General features: G+C 74.4%; 2 protein-coding genes. Both read left to right on the plus strand.

Annotated features, from left to right (window positions below):
* Positions 1-35: 35 nt before the first annotated feature.
* Positions 36-6,263, plus strand: coding sequence for a non-ribosomal peptide synthetase (locus IE145_RS23610; protein ID WP_229825772.1), 6,228 nt, complete (start codon positions 36-38; stop codon positions 6,261-6,263).
* A complete protein-coding gene (locus IE145_RS23615) occupies positions 6,263-21,814 on the plus strand; it encodes a non-ribosomal peptide synthetase (protein WP_189527451.1) in 15,552 nt (5,183 codons plus the stop codon). The genes IE145_RS23610 and IE145_RS23615 overlap by 1 nt, the downstream gene beginning before the upstream one ends.
* Positions 21,815-21,823: the final 9 nt, after the last annotated feature.

Here is a 21,823-nt window from a genome sequence, read left to right on the forward strand (position 1 = left end):
GACTCCCATTGCCGCTGACGGCCGCACAGTCAGGAATGTGGCTGGCGCAGCAGATCAATCCGGATAACCCGATGTACAGCATCGCGGAGTGCGTCGAGATCGCGGGGGAGATCGACCCCGCCCGATTCGAGGACGCGCTGCGCCGTACGGTCGCCGAGGCCGAGACGCTGCGGATCCGCTTCACGCCCGGTGCCGAGGGGCCCGTCCAGAGCGTCGTGCCCGAGCTGGACTGGACGCTGCACACCGTCGACGTCAGCGGGGACCCGGACCCGGCCGCCGCCGCCGAGGCGTGGATGCTCGCCCGGGTGCGGACGCCGGTCGACCTCGCCGACGGCCCGCTCTTCACCTTCGGGCTGCTCAAGCTCGCGGACGACCGCCACACCTGGTTCAGCCGCGTCCACCACACGATCGTCGACGGCTACAGCTGGTCCCTGATCGTCTCCCGGGTCGCCGCCGTCTACTCGGCGCTGGTGGCGGGCGAGGAGCCGAAGCCCGATCCTTTCGGCTCCGTCCGGGACCTGGTCGACGCGGACGCCGCCTACCGGGCGTCCGAACAGTTCACCGCGGACCGGGACTTCTGGTCCCGGCGCCTGGCGGGGCTGTCCGAACCGGCATCGCTCGCCCCCCGCCCCACCCGGGTCCCCACCGATCACGTCCGGCACGCCGGCGAGGTCTCCGCCGACCGCGCCGACGCCCTGCGGTCCTTCGGCCGCGAGACCGGCGTCAGCTGGCCAGCCGTCGTCGTGGCGGGCATCGCCGCCTACCTCCACCGGGTCACGGGCGCGCCGGACGTCGTCCTCGGGCTGGCGGTGGCCGCCCGCTCCGGCAGCGCCGCCGCACGCACCCCCGGCATGGTCTCCAACGCCCTTCCGCTCCGGCTGACTCCGCAGGCCGACGCCACCGTGGCGGGCTTCGTGCGCGCGGTGAGCGACGAGCTGCACGAGGTGCTGCGGCACCAGCGCTACCGCTACGAGGACATCCACCGCGACCTCGGCATGGTCGGCGACCGGAAGCGCCTGTGGGGCCCCGAGGTCAACCTCATCATGTACGGGACGCGGCTCGCGTTCGCCGGGCAGCCCGCGACGGTACGCGGCTTCTCGATCGGCCCCGAGGAGGACCTCTCCCTCGTGGTCGACAACCGCGCGGACGGCGACGGCTTCCTCATCGACTTCCACGCCAACGCCGATCTCTACACCGCGGACGGACTCGCCGGGCACCGCGAGGCGCTGGCCGACTTCCTCGGCGCGCTGGCCACCGCGGCGCCCGAAGCCCGCCTGGACACGGTCGCCCTGCGGGTCCCCGACGGCTGGACCCCGCCCGCGCAGACCGCCTCCGGGGCCGCCGAAGCGCAGACCGGGGCGCCCGCCGCCTACCGCGCCCCCGGCACCCCGCGAGAGAAGCAGGTCTGCGGGCTGATCGCCGACGTGCTCAAGGTCGACGACGTCGGCGCGGACGACAACTTCTTCACGCTGGGCGGCCATTCGCTCTCCGCGATCCGGCTGCTGAGCCTGGTCCGCGAGACCTTCGGCGTCGAGCTCTCCATCCGTACGGTCTTCGAGGCGCCGACCGCCGCGGGGATAGCCGCGCACATCGAGGGAGCCGACGGCCGCCGCCGCGCCCTGGAGCCCGCGAAGCGCCCCGCCGAACTTCCGCTCTCCCTCACCCAGCAGCGGCTCTGGCTGGTCAACCGGCTCCACGAGCCGAGCGGCGCCTACAACATGGGCCTCGCGCTGCGCCTCACCGGACAGCTGGACCGGGCCGCGCTCGCCGAGGCGCTGCGCGACGTCATGACCCGGCACGAGACGCTGCGCACCCGCTTCCCCGAGACGGACGGCAGGCCCCGTCAGCAGATCCTCACCCCGGAGGAGGCGGCCGGTCTGGTCGTGCTCACCGAGCAGCCGGTCACGGCCGACGAGCTGGACTCCCGGGTGGCGGCGGTGGTGGCCGAGGGCTTCGACCTGACGACCGAGCTCTCGGTCCGCCCCCGCCTGCTCGTGCTCGGACCGCGGGACCATGTGCTGCTGGTCGTGCTGCACCACATCGTCGCCGACGGCCTCTCCCTGGCCCCCCTCGCGCGCGACCTGGGCCGGGCCTACACCGCCCGCACGCAGGGGCGGCCGCCGGCCTTCGACCCGATGCCGGTGCAGTACGCCGACTACACGCTGTGGCAGCAGTCGGTCCTCGGCCGGGAGCAGGATCCGGACAGCCCCCTGGCCCGCCAGCTCGACCACTGGAAGGAGGCGCTGGCGGGACTTCCGGAAGAACTCGAACTGCCGACGGACCGGCCGCGCCCGAGCGAGCTGAGCCAGCGCGGCGACATCGTCCGGTTCGAGATCGACGCGGACCTGCACCGCCGTCTGACCGAGCTCGGACAGTCCAACCGGGCCAGCCTCTTCATGGTGCTCCAGAGCGCCGTCGCCGTCCTGCTCCATCTGCACGGCGCCGGCACCGACATCCCCCTGGGAAGCGCCGTGGCCGGCCGCGGCGACGCCCGGCTGGACGGGCTCGTCGGATGCTTCGTGAACACCGTGGTCTTCCGCAACGACGTGTCGGGCAACCCGACCGTCCGTGAACTCCTGGCCCGTGCACGGGAGATGTCGCTGGCCGCCCATGCCCACCAGGACGTGCCCTTCGAGCGGCTGGTGGAGGCGCTCAACCCGGAACGGTCGCTGGCCAGGAACCCGCTGTTCCAGGTCATGATGGACGTACAGACACCCGCCGAGTCCACGCTGGAGCTGCCCGGTCTGGAGACCACTCCGCAGGAGGTCACCCCGGGCGTCACCAAGATCGACCTGCTCTTCGGCCTGGACGAGCGCTCGACCGGCCAGGAGAGCGCGGCGGGCATCGCGGGCAGGCTGGAGTTCAGCACCGACCTCTTCGACCGCGCCACCATCGAGCTGATGGCCGCGCGCCTGGTGCGCCTGCTGGAGTCGTTCGTCGCCGACCCCGGGCAGCGGCTCGACCGCATCGGCCTGCTGACCCCGGCCGAACACGACCTGGTCACCCACGGGTTCAACCGCGCCCCGGTGATCGAACCGGCCCTGCTGCTGCCCCGGATGTTCGAGGCCCAGGTCGAGCGCACCCCGGGGGCGACCGCCCTGGTCGAGGGCGGTCTGACGCTGACGTACGGCGAACTCGACGTCCGCGCCAACCGGCTGGCCCATGCGCTGATCGCGGCCGGCGCCGGTCCCGAGCAGCGGGTCGCCGTCGTGCTGCCCCGCTCGGCGAACCTCGTGGTGGCGCTGCTCGCGGTGCTCAAGGCCGGTGCGGCCTACGTGCCCGTGGACCCCGAGTACCCGGCGGACCGGATCGCGTTCATGCTGGAGGACGCCGAGCCCTCGCTCGTGATCGCCGACGCGGTGACCCGGGGCGTGGTGCCCGGCGCCCTCCCGGTGCTGGACGTGGGGGCCGACCGGTACGCCCCGGCCACGGCACCGCTGGACGGGGACCGGATGTCCCCGCTGCGGGCCGGCCACCCCGCCTACGTCATCTACACCTCGGGCTCCACCGGCCGCCCCAAGGGCGTGGTCGTGACCCACCGGTCCGTCGCCGTCTACCTGGAGTACGCGCGGCAGAACTACCCCTCGGTCGCCGACAGCGCGCTGCTGCACTCGCCGGTCTCCTTCGACCTGACGGTCACCGCGCTGTTCGCGCCCCTCGTCTCCGGCGGCCACGTGCGCGTCGCCTCCCTCGAAGGGCCCGGCACCGGCGCGCCCCGCCCCGCGTTCCTCAAGGCGACCCCCTCGCACCTGGCGCTGCTCGGCATCCTGCCCGAGGAGTTCTCGCCCAGCGGCGAACTGGTGGTGGGCGGCGAGATGCTGATCGGCGAGGTCGTCGAGGAGTGGCGACGCAGGCAGCCCGGGGTCACCGTCGTCAACGAGTACGGTCCGACCGAGGCGACCGTGGGCTGTGCCGAATACCGGCTGGGCCCGGACGACGCGGTGGACAGCGGGCCCGTGCCGATCGGCCGGCCGATGTGGAACTCCCGGATACACGTCCTGGACCAGGCGCTGCGCCCGGTTCCGCCCGGGGTCGCCGGCGAGCTGTACATCGGCGGCGGGCAGCTGGCCCGCGGCTACCTGGGCCGCGCGGGGCTCACCGCCGAGCGCTTCGTCGCGGACCCCTACGGCGATGCCGGCGCCCGCATGTACCGCACGGGCGACGTGGGCCGCTGGCGGGCGGACGGGGAACTGGAGTACCTCGGCCGCCTCGACGACCAGGTCAAACTGCACGGCTTCCGGATCGAGCTCGGCGAGGTCGAGGCCGTGCTCGCCCAGCACCCCCGGGTGGCGCGCGCCGCGGCCATGGTCCGCGAGGACGTGCCGGGCCACCGGCAGCTGGTCGGATACGCCGTGGCCCGGGACGGGGAGAGCGTCGACGGGGCCGAGCTGGCCGCGTTCGCGGCGGGCCCGCTGCCCGCCTACATGGTGCCGTCCGCCGTCGTCGTCGTGGAGAGCCTGCCGCTCACCCCCAACGGCAAGCTCGACCGCAAGGCGCTGCCCGCGCCCGCGTTCGAGGCCGAGGAGAGCGCCGCGCCGCGCACCGAGCTGGAGGAGACGCTCGCGGGCCTCTTCGCCGAGGTGCTGGGGCGTGACTCCGTCGGCCTGGACGACAGCTTCTTCGGGCTCGGCGGGGACAGCATCGTCTCCATCCAGCTGGTGGCCCGAGCGCGGCGGCTCGGTCTGGCGATCTCGCCCAAGGACGTGTTCGAGCTGAAGACCGTCGCCGCGCTGGCGGCGGCGGTCGCCGAGGCGGCCCCCGAGCCGAGCGCCGGCCCCGACGCGGGTACCGGCCCCCTCCCGGCCACGCCGATCATGCGGTGGCTGGAGGACCGGGGCGGTCCCGTCGACGCCTTCCACCAGTCCGTGCTGGTCCGGACGCCGCCCGAGCTCGGTGAACGCGAGCTGGCCATCGCCCTCCAGACCCTGCTGGACCACCACGACGCGCTGCGGATGCGCCTGGACCGTCAAGGGCCCGGCGGCCGCTGGGCCTACGAGATCCCGGAGCGCGGCAGCGTGCAGGCCCGGACCCTGATCCGCCGGGCCGACATCGCCGGACTGACCGGCGACGCGCTCCTCGCGGCCGTCAGGTCGCAGGCCCGCGAGGCATGGAAGCGGCTGGACCCGGGAGCCGGGGTCATGGTCCAGGCGGTCTGGTTCGACGCCGGACCGCAGGAGACGGGCCGGCTCCTGATCGCCGCGCACCACCTGGTCGTGGACGGGGTCTCCTGGCAGATCCTGCTGCCCGACCTGCGCACCGCCTGGGAGTCGGCGGCCGTCGGGAAGGACCCCGAACCGGAGCCGGTGGGCACGTCGTTGAAGAGCTGGGCCGAACTGCTGGAGCGGCGCGCCGCCGCCCCGGCCGACGGCGAGGCCGCCCGCTGGGCCGAGGCGCTCCGGCTGCCCGCCCCCGCCCTGGCCGCCCAGCCGCTGAACCCGCGTACGGACACCGCCGTGGGGGCCCGCAAATTCACCCAGGCGCTGCCCGCCGACCGCACCGAACGGCTGCTGACCCAGGTGCCCGAGGTGCTCAACGCGAGCGTCCACGAGGCGCTGCTCACCGCCCTGGCGCTGGCGGCCGACACCTGGCGCCGCCGGCGCGGCCACGCACCGGGCGACGGAGTCCTGATCGACGTGGAGGGCCACGGCCGCCAGGACATCGCCGAGGGGGTGGACCTGTCGCGCACGGTGGGCTGGTTCACCACCATCCACCCGGTCCGCCTCGACCCCGGTGTCAGCGACTGGCAGGAACTCTGGCAGGCGGGCCCCGAGGCGGGCAAGGCGCTCCGCACGGTCAAGGAGCAGGTGCGGGCCGTGCCCGACGGCGGCATCGGCTACGGGCTGCTGCGGCATCTGAACCCGGAGACCGGGGCCCGGCTGGCCGGACTCGCCCGGGCCCCCATGCTCTTCAACTACCTGGGACGCGAGGCCTCTTCCACCGACGTGTGGGGCCCCGCGCCCGAGAACGAGGCGGTCCGCGCCGAGGGCGCGGACCTGCCGCTCTCCCATCTGCTGGAGATCAACGCGGTGGTCCGGGACCACGTGGACGGCCCGCAGCTCGTCGCCGAGTGGACCTGGCCGGCCCGGGTGCTGTCGGTCGCGGACGTACGGGAGCTCGCGGAGGACTGGTTCCGCGCACTGCGTGTCCTGACCGACCACGCCGAACAGCCCGGCACCGGCGGCTACGCGCCGTCCGACCTGGCACTGGTCGACCTTTCCCAAGACGAGATCGACGGCCTCGAAGCCGAGTGGAGGACGCTGTGATGACGAAGTCGGGCCCCGAGGACATTCTTCCGCTGTCCCCGCTCCAGGAAGGCCTGCTCTTCCACGCGTTGTACGACGAGACCGGCAGCGACGTCTACACCGTGCAGGTGGTGCTCGACCTCGGCGGCCGGCTCGACGAGGACGTCCTGCGCGCCACCGCCGAGGCGCTGCTGCACCGCCACGCCAACCTGCGCGTCGGCTTCCTGCACCCCAAGCAGAGCCGGCCCGTGCAGGTCGTCGCCCGGGAGGTCCAACTCCCCTGGGAGCGGACCGACCTGCGCGCGCTGGGTGAGGAGGAGCGCGCGGCCGAGCTGGACCGGATCCAGGCCGCGGAGAAGGCCCACCGCTTCGACCTGGCGCGCCCCCCGCTGATGCGCTACCGGCTGGTGCGGCTCGCCGACGACGCGTACCGCCTGCTCTGCACCTTCCACCACATCCTGCTCGACGGCTGGTCGACCTCGGTGCTGCTCGGCGAACTCTTCGAGCTGTACGGGAAGGGCGCGGACGCCACCAGCCTCCCGCCGGTCACACCGTTCCGCGAGCACCTGGCCCATCTGGCCCGGCGGGACAGCGCGGCCGCCGAGGAGGCGTGGCGGCAGGCGCTGGCCGGTATCGAGTCGCCGACCCGGCTCGTGCGCTCCGACCCGGCGCGGGCGGTCGTGCACCCCGAGCAGCTGGCCATCGAGCTGTCCGCCGAGGACACCGCCGCCCTCTCGGCGCGGCTGCGCGCCAACGACCTGACCTTCAGCAGCGCCGTGCACGGCTCCTGGGGCCTGTTGCTGTCCGTGCTGACCGGCAGTGAGGACGTCGTCTTCGGCACGGTCGTCTCCGGCCGCCCGCCCGAGACGCCGGGCGTCGAGCGCATGGTCGGCATGCTCATCAACAGCCTGCCCGTGCGCGTACGTCTGCACGGCGGCGACTCGCTGGTGTCGGTGCTGGGGCGGCTCCAGAGCGAGCACCTGGAGATGATGCCCCACCAGTACACCGGGATGCGGGACATCCACCGGCTGTCCGGGCACGCCGAGCTCTTCGACACCTACGTGGCGTTCGAGAACTTCCCCTTCGATCTCCAGAGCCTGCGGGACCTCGCCGGCGATCTGACCATCGACGGCTTCGACGTGCTGGACGCCAACCACTACCCGCTGTGCCTGGTGTCGCACGTCTACGAGGGCAGCCTGCGGCTGGTCCTCAACTACCGGCCCGACCTGTTCGAGCGGGAGCAGGTGGAGGTCATCGGCGGCCGTCTGGTGCGGCTGCTCCAGGCGCTGATCGAGGACCCGGGGCGGGCGGTGTCCTCCCTGGACCTGCTGACCGGGAGCGAGCGGGCCGAGCTGGCCGCCGCGGCCGACGGCACCGTACGGCGGGAGACGTTCCCCGAGCTGTTCGCCGCGCAGGTGGCGCGGACCCCCGACGCGGTGGCCGTGGAGTCCGACGACGTGTCGCTGACCTACGCCGAACTGGACGCCCGTGCGGAGAAGCTGGCGGCCCGGCTCGCGGGCCTCGGCGTGGGGCCCGAGCAGGTCGTGGCCCTCGTGCTGGGGCGGTCGGTGGAGTCGGTCGTCGGGTCGCTCGCCGTGATGCGGGCGGGCGCCGCCTATCTGCCGGTGGACCCGGACTACCCGGCCGAGCGCATCGGATTCGTGTTCTCCGACGCCCGCCCCGCCGCGGTCCTCACCACCGCCGCCTACGCCGCCGTGGTGCCCGGGAGCGAGGGCATGCCCGTGCTCCTGCTCGACGGCGACGGCGACGGCGACGGCGACCACGAGGACGAGGGCGGGACGCCGGCCGCCGCGGCGCCCGCGGGCCCCGCCTCCGTGGACAGCCCCGCCTACGTGATCTACACCTCCGGTTCCACCGGTGTGCCCAAGGGCGTCGTGGTGACCCACTCCGGGCTGGCCGCGTTCGCCGCGACCGAGCGGGACCGGTTCGCCGTGACGGAGTCGAGCCGGATCCTGCAGTTCTCCTCGCCGAGCTTCGACGCGTCGGTGCTGGAGCTGTGCATGACCCTGACCGCCGGGGCCGCGCTGGTGGTTCCCGGACCGGCGCCGCTGGCGGGTGAGCCGCTGGCCGAGGTGATCGCGGACCGCCGGGTCACCCACGCGCTGATCCCGCCCGCCGCCCTCGCGAGCGTGCCGGTGAGCGGGCTCGACGGGTTCGCGTGCCTGATCGTGGGCGGCGACGCGTGCTCGGCCGAGCTGGTCGAGCGGTGGGCCCCGGGGCGCCGCATGGTCAACGCCTACGGCCCCACCGAGTCCACGGTCGCCGTGTCGATCAGCACCCCGCTGGAGCCGACCGGCGGCGTGCCGCCCATCGGCACGCCGGTGCTCGGCACCCGCGCCTACGTTCTGGACGGATCGCTGCGCCTGGTCGCCCCCGGGGTGCCGGGTGAGCTGTATGTGGCGGGCCCCGGACTGGCGCGCGGCTATCTCCGGCGCGCCGCACTGACCTCGGAGCGGTTCGTCGCCGACCCGTTCGGCGCGCCGGGGGAGCGGATGTACCGGACCGGCGACGTCGTGCGCCGGCTGGACAACGGCGAGCTGGAGTTCGTCGGCCGCGCCGACGCCCAGGTCAAGGTGCGCGGCTTCCGGATCGAGCTGGGCGAGGTCGAGAGCGCCCTGGTCCGCGACGAGGGGGTGGACCAGGCCGCCGTGGTGGTGCACGAGGCCCAGCCCGGTGTGAAGCAGCTCGTCGCCTACGTCGTCCCCGCGGGTCCGGGCACGGTCCGGCCGCAGGCGCTGCGGGAGTCGGTCGCCGAACGGCTGCCCGACCACATGGTCCCGGCGCTCGTCGTCGAGCTGGACGCGCTGCCGCTGATGGTCAACGGCAAGCTGGACCGCAAGGCCCTTCCCGCCCCCGTGTTCGCCGTGAAGGAGGGGCGCGCCCCGGCCAACCCGCGCGAGGAGCTGCTGTGCACCCTCTTCGCCGAGGTCCTCGGGGTGCCGGAGGTCGGGGTCGACCAGAGCTTCTTCGAGCTCGGCGGCGACAGCATCGGCTCCATCCAGCTGATCAGCCGCGCCCGCAAGGCCGGCCTGCGCTTCAGCCCGCGCGACGTCTTCACCCACCGGACCGTCGAGGCGCTCGCCGCCGCGGCCAAGGAGGCGGCCGCCCCCGCCCGCCGCGCGCCGTCCGACGGGGTCGGCGGTGTCCCGCTGACCCCGATCATCCACTGGTTCAGCGAACACGGCGGCGACGTCACCCACTTCAACCAGTCGATGCCGCTGCCGACACCCGCCGGACTCGACTCGGCCCGGGTCGCCTCGGTGCTCCAGACCTTCCTCGACCACCACGACGCGCTGCGGCTCCGGCTGACCCGTATCGAGGACATCGGGGAATGGACCCTGGAGGTCACCCCGCGCGGCACCGTGCCCGCCGAGGACTGCCTCCACCGGGTGGACGTCCAGGGCGTCGGCGCGGACGAACTCGCGGCCGTCCACCGCCGGGAGGCCGCCGCCGCGCAGGCGAGGCTCGCCCCGGAGGCCGGCCGCATGGTCCAGGCCGTCTGGTTCGACGCCGGATCCGACCGGCCCGGCCGGCTGCTGCTGGTCATCCACCACCTGTCGGTCGACGGCGTCTCCTGGCGCATCCTGCTGCCCGAGGTCGCGGCAGCCCTGGAGGCCGCCGCCGAGGGAGCGCCGTTCACCCCCGAGCCGGTCGGCACGTCCTTCCGCCGGTGGGCCCAGCAGCTGACCGCGGCGGCCGGCGAACCGGACCGGATCCGCGAACTGCCGCTGTGGCGCGACATCCTGTCCGCACCGGACCCGCTGCTCACCGAACGCCCGCTCGACCAGGAACGCGACACCCTCGCCTCCGCCGGGCACCTCACCCTGCGCCTGCCGGCCGAGGTGACGGAACCGCTGCTGGGCCGGGTGCCCGCGGCCTTCAACGCGCAGATCAACGACGTGCTGCTCACCGCGCTCGCCGTCGCCGTGGCCGACTGGCGGCGCCGTCAGGGCCGCGGCGACGGCTCCTCCGTCCTGGTCGGCCTGGAGGGCCACGGCCGCGAGGAGATCGCCGAGGGCTCGGACCTGTCCCGGACCGTCGGCTGGTTCACCAGCCTGTACCCCGTACGTCTCGACCCCGGCGAGGCGCCCGCCGCCGAGCTCCTCAAGGGCGGCCCCGCCCTCACGTCCGCCCTCAAGGCGGTCAAGGAACAGCTGCGCGCCATCCCGGACAACGGGATCGGCTACGGGCTGCTGCGCCACCTCAACCCGCGTACCGCCGTGACCCTCGCCAAGTTCGCCGAGCCGCAGATCGGGTTCAACTACCTCGGCCGCATCGGCGGCGACGACACCCAGGACGCCGGTCTGGGCGGCGGCGCCGACCCGACGACCCCGCTGCCGTACACCCTGGTCGTCAACGCGGTCACCGAGACCCACAACGACACGCCCCGGCTCTCCGTGACCTGGTCCTGGCCGGGCGAACTGCTGGCCGATGCCGATGTCCAGGACCTGGCGCAGGCGTGGTTCACGGCGCTGGAGGCGCTGGTCGCGCTCGCGGACCGGCCCGACGGCGGGGGCGGGCTCGTCCCCTCCGATCTGCCGCTCGTGCCGCTCGCCCAGGCGGAGATCGACCGGCTGGAGCAGGCGCAGCCGCGCCTGGCCGACGTCCTGCCGCTCTCCCCGTTGCAGGAGGGGCTGCTCTTCCACACCGAGTACGACCAGCGGGCCGAGGACGTCTACATCACCCGGCTCGCCGTGGACATCCGCGGTGACCTGGACACCGGGGCGCTCCGCTCCGCGGTGGCCGGACTGCTGCGCCGGCACGACAGCCTGCGTGCCGCGTTCCGCCACACGAGCGAGGGCACGCCCGTACAGCTCATCCCCCGCGAGGTCCGGCTTCCCTGGTACCAGGTGGACCTGAGCGAACTGGACGAGGAGGAGCAGCGCACCCGGCTGGAGGCGCTGCTGGTGCAGGAGAGGGCGCGCCGCTTCGACCCCCAGCAGCCCCCGCTGCTGCGCTTCACGCTGATACGTCTCGGCGCGGACAGCCACCGGCTGCTGGTCGCCGCCCACCATCTCCTGCTGGACGGCTGGTCGGCGCCGGTGCTCGCCGGTGAGCTCTTCGCCCTCTACGGCACGGCGGGCGACGACTCCGCGCTGCCGCCCGTCGTTCCGTACAAGGAGTATCTGAGCTGGCTGGCCGCGCAGGACGGATCGGCGGCCCGGGACGCCTGGCGCGAGGCGCTGGCCGGTATCGAGGAGCCGACCCTGGTCGCCCCCGCCGCCGGGGAGGCCGGGCCGAGCCTGCCGGGCCGGATCGTGGACGAGCTGCCGGCCGAGCTGACCGCCGCCCTCACCGCCGTGGCCCGTACGCACGACCTCACCATGAACGCGGTGGTGCAGGGCGCCTGGGGCATCGTCCTCGCCGGGCTGACCGGCCGCGACGACGTGCTGTTCGGGGAGACGGTCTCGGGCCGGCCGCCGGAGCTCCCGGGCGTCGAGTCGATGGTCGGGCTGTTCAGCAACACCGTGCCCGTACGGGTGCGGATCGTCCCGGACCGCTCGGTCGTCGACACCCTCCGCACGGTCCAGGACCAGCGGGTGCGGCTCCTCGCGCACCACTACATCGGGCTGGCCGAGCTCCAGCAGATCGCGGGCCTGAACACGCTGTTCGACACCGCGGTGGTCTTCGAGAACTTCCCGGCGGGCCCCGGGGACCGGACCCTCGTGCACGGCCTCGCCCTGACCGACGTGGACACCAAGGGCGACAACCACTACCCGCTGGGCATCGTGGTGATGCAGGACGACGAGCGGATGACCCTCAACTGGTACTACCGCACCGACCTGCTCGACGCGCGCCTCGTCCGGGCCGCCACCTCGCGGCTGCGCCGGGTGCTGGAGACCGTCGCCGCCGCGCCGCAGACGCCCCTGGGCCGGCTCGACCTGCTGGGCGAGGAGGAGAGCTCGCGGCTGGAGGCCGACGTCAGCGGCCCCGAACTCCCCGCGACCCGGGCCGTCGTGCCCGAGCTGTTCCAGGCCCAGGCCGGGCGGACGCCCGACGCCGTGGCGCTGGCGCACGGTGACACCGAGCTGACCTACGCCGAGCTGAACCGGCGGGCCAACCGGCTGGCGCACACCCTGATCGCCCGGGGCGCGGGCCCCGAGCGGCTGGTCGCGATCGCCATGGGGCGCTCCGCGGACCTCGTCGTCACCCTGCTGGCCGTCCTCAAGTCCGGCGCGGCCTACCTGCCCGTCGACCCCGCCCTGCCGCAGGAGCGCATCCGGCACCTGCTCGACGACGCCGCGCCGCAGCTGCTGGTGACGACCCGCGAAGCGGGCGCAGCCCTGCCGGCCACGGACGTCGCCCTGCTGGTGACCGACGACGCGGACACGGCGGCGGAGACCGCGCGGCGGAGCGACGGCGACCCCACCGACGGGGACCGCACCGCACCGCTGTCGCCGGAGAACCCGGCGTACGTCATCTACACCTCCGGTTCCACCGGCCGCCCCAAGGGCGTCGTGGTCACGCACCGTTCGGTCGTGGACTACCTCGGCTGGACCCGGCGCTCCTACCCGGGCGCCGCGGGCGTCGCGATGCTCCACTCGCCGGTCTCCTTCGACCTGACCGTCACCGCCCTGTTCACCCCGCTGACGCTCGGCGGCACCGTCGTCGTCGCGGACCTGGAGGAGGACGACAGGCTCTCGGGCAGGCTCGCCCGGACCCCCTGCACCTTCATGAAGGCGACGCCCAGCCACCTGCCGCTGCTCGGCGCGCTGCCCGCCGCCTACTCGCCGGACACCGAGCTGCTGCTCGGCGGGGAGGCGCTGTTCGGCGAGGCGCTCACCGACTGGCGCGCACGCCACCCCGACGCGACCGTCTGGAACGTCTACGGGCCCACCGAGGCCACGGTCAACGTCACCGAGTACCGCGTCGGACCCGGCGCGGACCTCCCGGCGGGACCGGTCCCCATGGGGCGGCCCCAGGGCAACGTCCGGGCCTACGTCCTGGACGCCCTGCTGCGGCCCGCGCCGGCCGGGGTGCCGGGCGAGCTGTACGTCGCCGGGCCGTGCCTGGCCCGGGGCTACCTCGGCAGGGCCGCCCTGACCTCCGAGCGATTCGTCGCCGACCCCTACGGACCGGCCGGCGGGCGGATGTACCGCACGGGCGACGTGGTCCGCCGCCGGGCGGACGGGAACCTCGTGTTCGTCGGCCGCGCCGACGACCAGGTGAAGGTGCGCGGCCACCGGATCGAGCTCGGCGAGGTGGCGGCCGCCGTGGCCGCCGTTCCCGGTGTGGCCTCCCAGGCGGTCGTCGTGCGCGCCGGACGGACGGACGGCGACCGCCTGGTCGCGTACGTCACCGCGGCCGACGGAGCCGCGCTCAGCGGCCCGGCGGTGCGGGACAGGCTGGCCCTGGTGCTGCCCGAGTACATGGTCCCGGAGGCCGTCGTCGTCCTCGCGGAGCTGCCGCTGACCCCGAACGGCAAGCTGGACCGCAAGGCCCTGCCGGAGCCGGAGTTCACCGTGGCGGCCGCCGTCCGCGCCCCGCGGACCCCGCAGGAGGAGATCCTGTGCGGCCTGTTCGCCCAGGCGCTCGACGTGCCCGGGATCGGCGTCGACGACGACTTCTTCCAGCTCGGCGGCAACTCGCTGAGCGCGGTGCGGCTGCTCAGCCGGGTCCGTTCGGCCTTCGGCACGGACGTCGACGTACGAGCGGTCTTCGAGGCCCCGACCCCCGCGCGGCTGGCCGCCGTGCTGGGCACGGGCGGTTCCGCCCGGCCCGAGCCGGTGGCGGGCCCGCGTCCGGCGGAGATCCCGCTGTCCTTCGCCCAGCTCCGCCTGTGGTTCCTCGACCGGCTGGAGGAGGGGCCCGGCGGAACGTACAACGTGCCCATCGCCATCCGGCTCAGCGGCGCCCTCGACCGGGACGCGCTGCGTGCCGCCGTGGGCGACGTCGTGGCACGCCACGAGGTGCTGCGCACCGTCTACCCGGACACCGGGGGCAAGCCGCGCCAGCAGGTCCTGGAGCCCGCCGCCGCGACCGTGCCGATGGAGTTCGTCCGGACGACGGAGACCGAGCTCGCCGGGGCCCTGCGCGCCGGCGCCCGCCGAGGCTTCGACCTGTCCCGCGAGATCCCGCTCGCCGCGACGCTGTTCGCGCTGTCGGACACGGAGCATGTGCTGCTGCTCACCGTGCACCACATCGCGACCGACGGCTGGTCGAACGCCCCGCTCGCCCGCGATCTGTCGAGCGCGTACGTGGCCCGGCAGGCCGGCCGCGCCCCGGAGTTCGCGCCGCTTCCCGTGCAGTACGCGGACTACACCCTCTGGCAGCGGGAGCTGCTCGGCGACGAGGCGGACCCGGACAGTGTGGCCGCGCGCCAGCTGGCCTTCTGGAAGGAGACCCTCGAAGGGTCTCCCGCCGAGCTGACGCTGCCTCTCGACCGGCCCCGGCCGGCCGAGATGTCCGCCGAGGGCGGCACCGTCGAGTTCGGTGTCGACGCCGAACTCCACGCCGCCCTCGCCGCCCTCGCGAGGACCCACCAGGTCAGCCTCTTCATGGTGGCGCAGGCGGCGCTCGCCGCGCTGCTGACCCGGCTCGGCTCCGGCACCGACATCCCCGTCGGGACCGCCACCGCGGGCCGCGGTGACGAGGCGCTCTCGGAACTGGTCGGATTCTTCGTCAACACGCTGGTCCTGCGCACCGACACCTCGGGCGACCCGGCCTTCACCGAACTGCTCGCCCGGGTCAGGGCGGCGGACCTGGCGGCCTACGCCCACCAGGACATCCCCTTCGACCGGGTCGCCGACGCGCTCAGCCCCGTACGGTCCACGGCCTTCACCCCGCTGTTCCAGGTGTTCCTCGCCTTCCAGAACCACGCGGCCCCGCGACTGGAGCTGCCCGGTCTCACGGTGAGCCCCTCGGACATCGAGCTGACCGCCGCCAAGACCGACCTGGGCGTGGAGCTGACGGAGACCTTCGCCGAGGACGGCGCGCCCGGCGGTCTGCGGGGCCAGGTCAGCTACCGCACCGACGTGTTCGACCGGAGCACCGTCGAGACGGTCGTGGCCCGCTTCGCCGCCCTGCTCGAAGCCGTCGCCGCCGATCCGGGGCGTCCGCTCAGCCGGATCGACCTGCTGTCCGGAACCGAACTGCACCGGGTCCTGGAGGAGTGGAACGACACGGCCCGCGAGGTCGAGCCGACGCCGTTCCCCGCGCTCTTCGAGGCCCACGTGGCCGCGCACCCCGACCGGACCGCGGTCATCGCCGGCGACACCAGGCTGACGTACGCCGAGCTCAACGCGCGCGCCAACCGGTGGGCGCACCACTTCATCGGCCGGGGCGTCGGCCCCGAGCAGCGGGTGGCCGTCGCCGTACCGCGGTCGCTGGACTGGCTCGCGGCGACCCTGGGCGTCCTCAAGGCGGGCGCCACCCACCTCCCCGTCGACCCCGGCTATCCGGCGAGCCGGATCGCCTTCATCGCCGAGGACTCCGGCCCCGTGCTGGTCCTCACCACCGAGGACGCGGAGATCCGGGCGGCCCTGCCCGCCGGGACGGAGGTACTGACCGTCGACGCGCCGGACGTCCGCGCCGCGGTGGACGCGGCCCCGGACACCGATCCCGGCGACACGGACCGTACGGCTCCGCTCAGGGTGGGCCACCCGGCGTACGTGATCTACACCTCGGGCTCCACCGGCCGGCCCAAGGGCGTCGTGGTCACCCACCACGGCATCGCGGGCATGGCGGGCGCGCACGCGGAGAACTTCGACATCGACGACGACAGCCGGGTGCTCCAGGCGGTCTCGCCGAGCTTCGACGTCTCGATGGCCGACCTCTCCATGACCCTCCTCAGCGGGGCGACCCTGGTGCTGCCGGAAGGCAACCAGCAGCCCGCGGGCGGCGAACTGGCCGCGCTCGTGGACGAACACGAGGTCACCCACCTCCAGATCACCGCCGGAGTGCTGGCCACGCTGCCCCGGGCCGAACTGCCCACGCTGCGCACGCTCGCGGTCGGCGGCGAGGCGTGCCCGCCGGACCAGGTCGCCCGGTGGTCGCCGGGGCGCCGACTGCTCAACGTGTACGGGCCGAGCGAGACCACCGTGTGCGCCACCATGAGCCGGCCCCAGTCCGGCGCGGTACGCCCGCCCATCGGACTGCCGGTGTGGAACACCGCGGTGTACGTGCTCGACGACTTCCTGAAGCCGGTGCCGGTCGGGGTCGCCGGGGAGCTGTACATCGCCGGCGCCGGCCTGGCCCGCGGCTATCTGGGCCGTGCCGCGCTGACCTCGGAGCGCTTCGTGGCGCATCCGTTCGGCGCGCCGGGCGAGCGGTTCTACCGGACCGGGGACGTCGTACGCCGGCTGGAGGACGGCCAGCTGGAGTTCGTCGGCCGCGCCGACGACCAGGTGAAGATCCGTGGCTTCCGGATCGAGCTCGGCGAGATCGAGGCCGCGCTCCTCACCCACCCGGACGTGGCCCACGCCGCGGTCACGGCGCACACCGACGGGTCCGGGCGCACCCGCCTCGCGGCCTGCGTCGTGGCGGGGAGCGCGAAGGAGCTGCCCGCCCGGACGCTGATGGGCCACCTGGCGGAGCGGCTGCCCGAGTACATGGTGCCCGCCGCCTACACGGCGCTGGCCGAACTGCCGCTGAACGCCAACGGCAAGGTCGACCGCAAGGCCCTGCCGGAGCCCGACTTCGGGGTCCGGCCGGACGGGCGCGCACCGCGTGACCCCAAGGAGACGCTGCTCTGCGAACTCGTCCGCGTGCTGCTCGGCGTCGAGCACGTGGGCATCGACGACAGCTTCTTCGAGCTGGGCGGCGACAGCATCGTCTCCATCCAGCTGGTGAGCCGGGCCCGCGAGGAGGGACTCGAGTTCACCGCGGCCGACGTCCTGCGCCACCGCACGATCGAGGAGCTGGCCGCCGCGGCGGTCACCATCGGCGAGGCGGACGGCGAACCCGCCGCCCTCGACGCGGGGACGGGCGAGGTCCTGCTCACCCCGGCCGTGCACGCGCTGCGCGAGCGCGGCGGCCCGGTGGACCGGTCGGTCGCCACCGCGCTGCTGAGGCTGCCGGCCACCGGCGACCCCACCGCCCCGCACACCGTGCTCCAGACGCTCGTCGACCACCACGACGCCCTGCGGCTGAAGCTCAGCCGCAGGGCCGGGAACCACGTGTGGGCCCTGGAGGTACGGCCCCGGGGCGAGGTGCGCGCCGAGTCCCTGCTCACCCGGGTCGAGGTGCCGGACAGCGACCCGGCCGCGTTCGCCGCGCTGCTGGCGGAGCACGAGGGCACCGCCGTCGCCTCCGTCGCACCGGAGGAGGGCGTGGTGTTCCGGGCCGTCTGGTTCGACGGCGGCCCGACGGGGGAGCACCACCTGCTCCTGGTCGCGCACACCCTGGCCGCCGACACCGCCTCCTGGCGGATCCTCACGTCGGACCTGCACACGGCGTGGGAGGCCGTGGCCGCGGGAGCGGCCCCGAGGCTGCCCCGGGTGACCACGAGCTACCGGGAGTGGGCCGAGGGCCGCGCGGCCGCGGCCGCCGCTCCGGAGCTCATCGACGAACTCGACGCGTGGACGCGGATGCTCGGGGCGGACACCGCCCCGCTCGCCGGCCGGCCGCTGGATCCGCGACGCGACACCGCGGGCGCCGTACGCGACATGGAGCTGGCCTTCTCCGCGGCGGAGTCCCGGGAGCTGCTGACGGAGGTGCCGGAGCGCTTCTCCACCGGCACCGAGGAGGTGCTGCTCGGGGCGTTCGCGGCCGCCGTGGAACAGTGGCGCGCGGAACGGGGCCTGGACACCGGGAAGGGCGTGCTGGTCGGCCTGGAGGCGGACGGCCGGAGCGCGGCCCACCCCGGAGCGGACCTGTCGCGCACCCTGGGCCGGTTCGCGTCCGTCCACCCGGTGCGCATCGGTCACGCCGGCTCCGCCGACGACGGGCAGGACGGCCAGGTCTCCGCGGGCGCCCTGCTGAAGCGGGTCAAGGAGCAGCTGGCGGACGTGCCCGGCGACGGCCTCGGCCACGGGCTGCTGCGCCACCTCAACCCGCAGACGGCGCCGCTGTTCGCGGGCCTGCCCACCCCGCAGGTCCGGCTCCGCCACCGGGGCGCCTTCGACGCCCCGCTCGCCGACGGCTCCGTGCCGCTCGGCGCGGCGCACGCGGTCCGGGCGGTCGAGGCCGAGGACCCGGACATGCCGGTGACGTACGCCCTCGACATCGACGTATGGGTGACCGAGGAGCCGGACGGTCCCCGCCTGCACGCCCGTTGGGCCTGGCCCGACACGGTGTTCGCCGAGGCGGACGTGACCGGGCTGGCACGGAGCTGGCAGCGGGCGGTCCGGGAGATCGTCGCCGACGCGAGCCCCGCCGGTGGCGGGCACACCCCGTCGGACTTTCCCCTGGTCCGGCTCGACCAGCGGGAGATCGAGCTGCTGGAGAGCGGTGGGCAGGGACTCGACGACGTGCTCCCGCTGGCGCCGCTCCAGGAGGGGCTGCTCTTCCACTCCCTCTACGACCAGAGCGAACGCGACGTCTACACCGTCCAGTTCGGCCTCGACCTGGAGGGCGACCCGAAGACCTCGGTGCTGCGCGACGCGGTCCGGGCCCTGCTGGAGCGTCACGAGAACCTGCGGGCCGGATTCGCCTACGAGGGCCTGTCCCAGCCGGTGCAGTTCGTGCCTGCCGTCACCGAGATCCCCTGGACCGAGACCGATCTCGGCACGATGGACGCCACGGAGCGCGGCGCCGAGGTGGACCGGCTGATGCGGGCCGCCCGGGCCGAGCGGTTCGACGTCACCCGGCCCCCGCTGCTGCGCTGCGCCCTGCTCCGGCTCGGCGCGGGCCGCGCGCGACTGGTGCTCACCCTGCACCACCTCCTGCTGGACGGCTGGTCCACGCCGATCCTGCTGGACGAGCTGATGCGGCTCTACGCCTCCGGGGGCGACCCGGCGGGCCTGCCCGAGGTCAGCCCGTACCGCACCTACCTGCGGTGGGTCGCCGGGCAGGACCGGGAGTCCTCCGAGCGGGCGTGGAGCCAGGTGCTGGACGCGACGGTGCGGCCGACCCTGCTGGCGCCCGCCGACCCGGACCGCGCCCCGGTCGCCACCGAGAAGGTCTCCGCGACCTTCGAGAGCGACCTGGTCACCGGGCTGACCGCGTTCGCCGGCCGGCACGGCATGACGATGAGCACCGTCGTGCAGGGCGCCTGGGGGCTGCTGCTCGGCAGGCTCACGGGACGCGACGACGTCGTCTTCGGGGCCACCGTGTCCGGCAGGCCGCCGGAGGTCCCCGGGATCGAGCGGATGGTCGGCCTGTTCATCAACACCGTCCCGGTCCGCGTCGGCCGAAGCGCCGACGAGCCGGTGGAGGACATGCTGGTACGGCTGCGGGACCAGCAGGTCGACCTGATGGCCCACCAGCACGTCGGGCTGGTGGACCTGCAGCGGATGGCCGGACAGGGCGAACTGTTCGACACCCTGCTGGTGTTCCAGAACATCCCGGCCGACGGTGCGGGCTTCGGCGGCGACGCCGACCAGGTGCGCGCCGTGGACCTGGAGATGAACGACGCCACCCACTACCCGCTCACCCTGGACGCGGGTCTCTCCGGCGACCAGCTGCACTGCCGGCTGGGCTACCGCCCCGACCTGTTCACCGTGGAGCAGACCGAGGTCGTCCTGCGGGGGCTGCGCGAAGTGCTGGAGGCCATCGCCGCCGGCCCGGAGCGCCGCATCGGCCGGCCGGCCGAGGATCCGCTGGCCCGCTGGTGGGACGGCGTACGGGCGGAGCTGGAACAGCGGGTCGGGCACGGTGCCCCGGAGACCGCCGAGGACGGGGCACAAGCCTCGGACGGGGAGCGGGCCCTCGCCGACCGGGAGGCCGTCCTGGCCGGGCTCTTCGCCGAGGTGCTGGGCAGCGAGCGGGTCGGTCTCGACGACGACTTCTTCGAGCTGGGCGGCGACAGCATCGTCTCCATCCAGCTGGCGGGCCGGGCCCGCAAGGCCGGTCTGCTGGTCAGCCTGCGCGATGTGTTCAAGCACCGGACGGTCCGGGCCCTGGCGAGGGTCGCCCGCGCCGAGGAGGACCTGCCCGGGGCCGAGAGCCCCGAGGACGCCGTGGGCGAGCTGGCGCTCACCCCGGTCATGCTCGACCTGTACGAGCGGGGCGGACCGACGGACGCCGTGCACCAGGCGGCCCTCCTCCAGCTGCCGGCCGACTGCGACGAACAGCGGCTCGCGGCGACCCTGCAGGCGGTCCTGGACCACCACGACATGCTGCGTGCGCGCATCATCGACGAGCCGTCGGGGCGACGCCTCGACATCGCGCCCCGGGGCGCCGTCCTCGCGGCCGGGCTGATCAGCCGGGCCGACATCTCCGAGGTGGCCCAGGGCGACCTGATCGGGGTGGTCGCCGACGCGCAGACCCGGGTGCAGACCCAGCTCTCGCCGGCCGACGGCCACCTGGTGCGGGCGGTCTGGTTCGACGCCGGTCCGCGGCGACCGGGGCGGCTGCTGCTCCTCGTGCACCACCTGGCCGTCGACGGGGTCTCCTGGCGCGTCCTTCAGGAGGACCTGAAGTCCGCCTGGCAGTCGGTGGCCGCCGGTGAGGAACCGCGGCCCGCGCCGGTGGGGACGTCGTTCCGCCGGTGGTCGGGGCTGCTCGCCGAACAGGCGACGTCGCCGGCCCGCACCGGTGAGGCCGAGCTGTGGCACTCCGTGCTCGCCACTCCGGACCCGTTGCTCGGCACCCGGCCGCTCGACCCCCGCCGCGATGTGGCGGACTCGGCACGGCAGTTGACGCTGTCCCTGCCGCACGCGGTGGCGGAGCCGCTCCTCGGGCGGGTGCCCGCGGTGTTCAACGCCGCTGTCGACGAGGTCCTGTTGACCGCGCTCGCCCTGGCCGTCGGTCGCTGGCGGTCGGCGCGCGGGCGCGGCGAGGGCACCGCGGTGCTGGTGGGCCTGGAGGGCCACGGCCGTGAGGAGATCGTGGACGGGACGGATCTGTCCCGTACGGTCGGCTGGTTCACGAGCCTCTACCCCGTCGCGGTCGACCCCGGGGCGCTGCCCGAGGGCGAGGCGTGGCCGGGCGGCCCGGCTCTGGGCGACGCGCTGAAGCGGGTCAAGGAGCAGCTGCGGGCGATCCCGGACAAGGGGATCGGCTACGGCCTGCTGCGGCATCTGAACCCGGACACCGGACCGGACCTCGCCCGTCGTCCGGAGCCCCAGCTCGGCTTCAACTACCTGGGCCGGTTCGACGCCGCCGACGCGGAGGCGGCCGTGGCCGAGGACTGGGCGGCCCCGCCGGAGGCCACCGAGACCCTGGGCAGCGGGGGCGACGGCGCCAGGCCGCTGCCCCACGCGCTCGGCCTGAGCACCGTGGCCCAGGACGGCCCCGACGGGGTCCGGCTGGTCGCCATCTGGTCCTGGCCCGGCGAGCTGTTCGAGGAGCCGGAGGTCCAGGAGCTGGCCGATCTCTGGTTCCGGACCCTGTCGGCGCTGGCCGAGTACGCGGAGCGGCCCGAGGCCGGTGGCCTCACCCCCTCCGACCTGTCCCTTCTGGACTTCTCGCAGGACGAGCTCGATGAATTCGAAAGTGATCTGAGCTGATGGAAGGAA

Source organism: Streptomyces sindenensis (assembly GCF_014649035.1).
Taxonomy (GTDB): Bacteria; Actinomycetota; Actinomycetes; order Streptomycetales; family Streptomycetaceae; genus Streptomyces; species Streptomyces sindenensis.

What these genes read in the sequence shown, in the direction of transcription:
- IE145_RS23610 (WP_229825772.1), top strand. Translation starts at nt 36, where the DNA reads ATGTGGCTGGCGCAGCAGATCAATCCGGATAACCCGATGTACAGCATC.
- IE145_RS23615 (WP_189527451.1), top strand. Translation starts at nt 6,263, where the DNA reads ATGACGAAGTCGGGCCCCGAGGACATTCTTCCGCTGTCCCCGCTCCAG.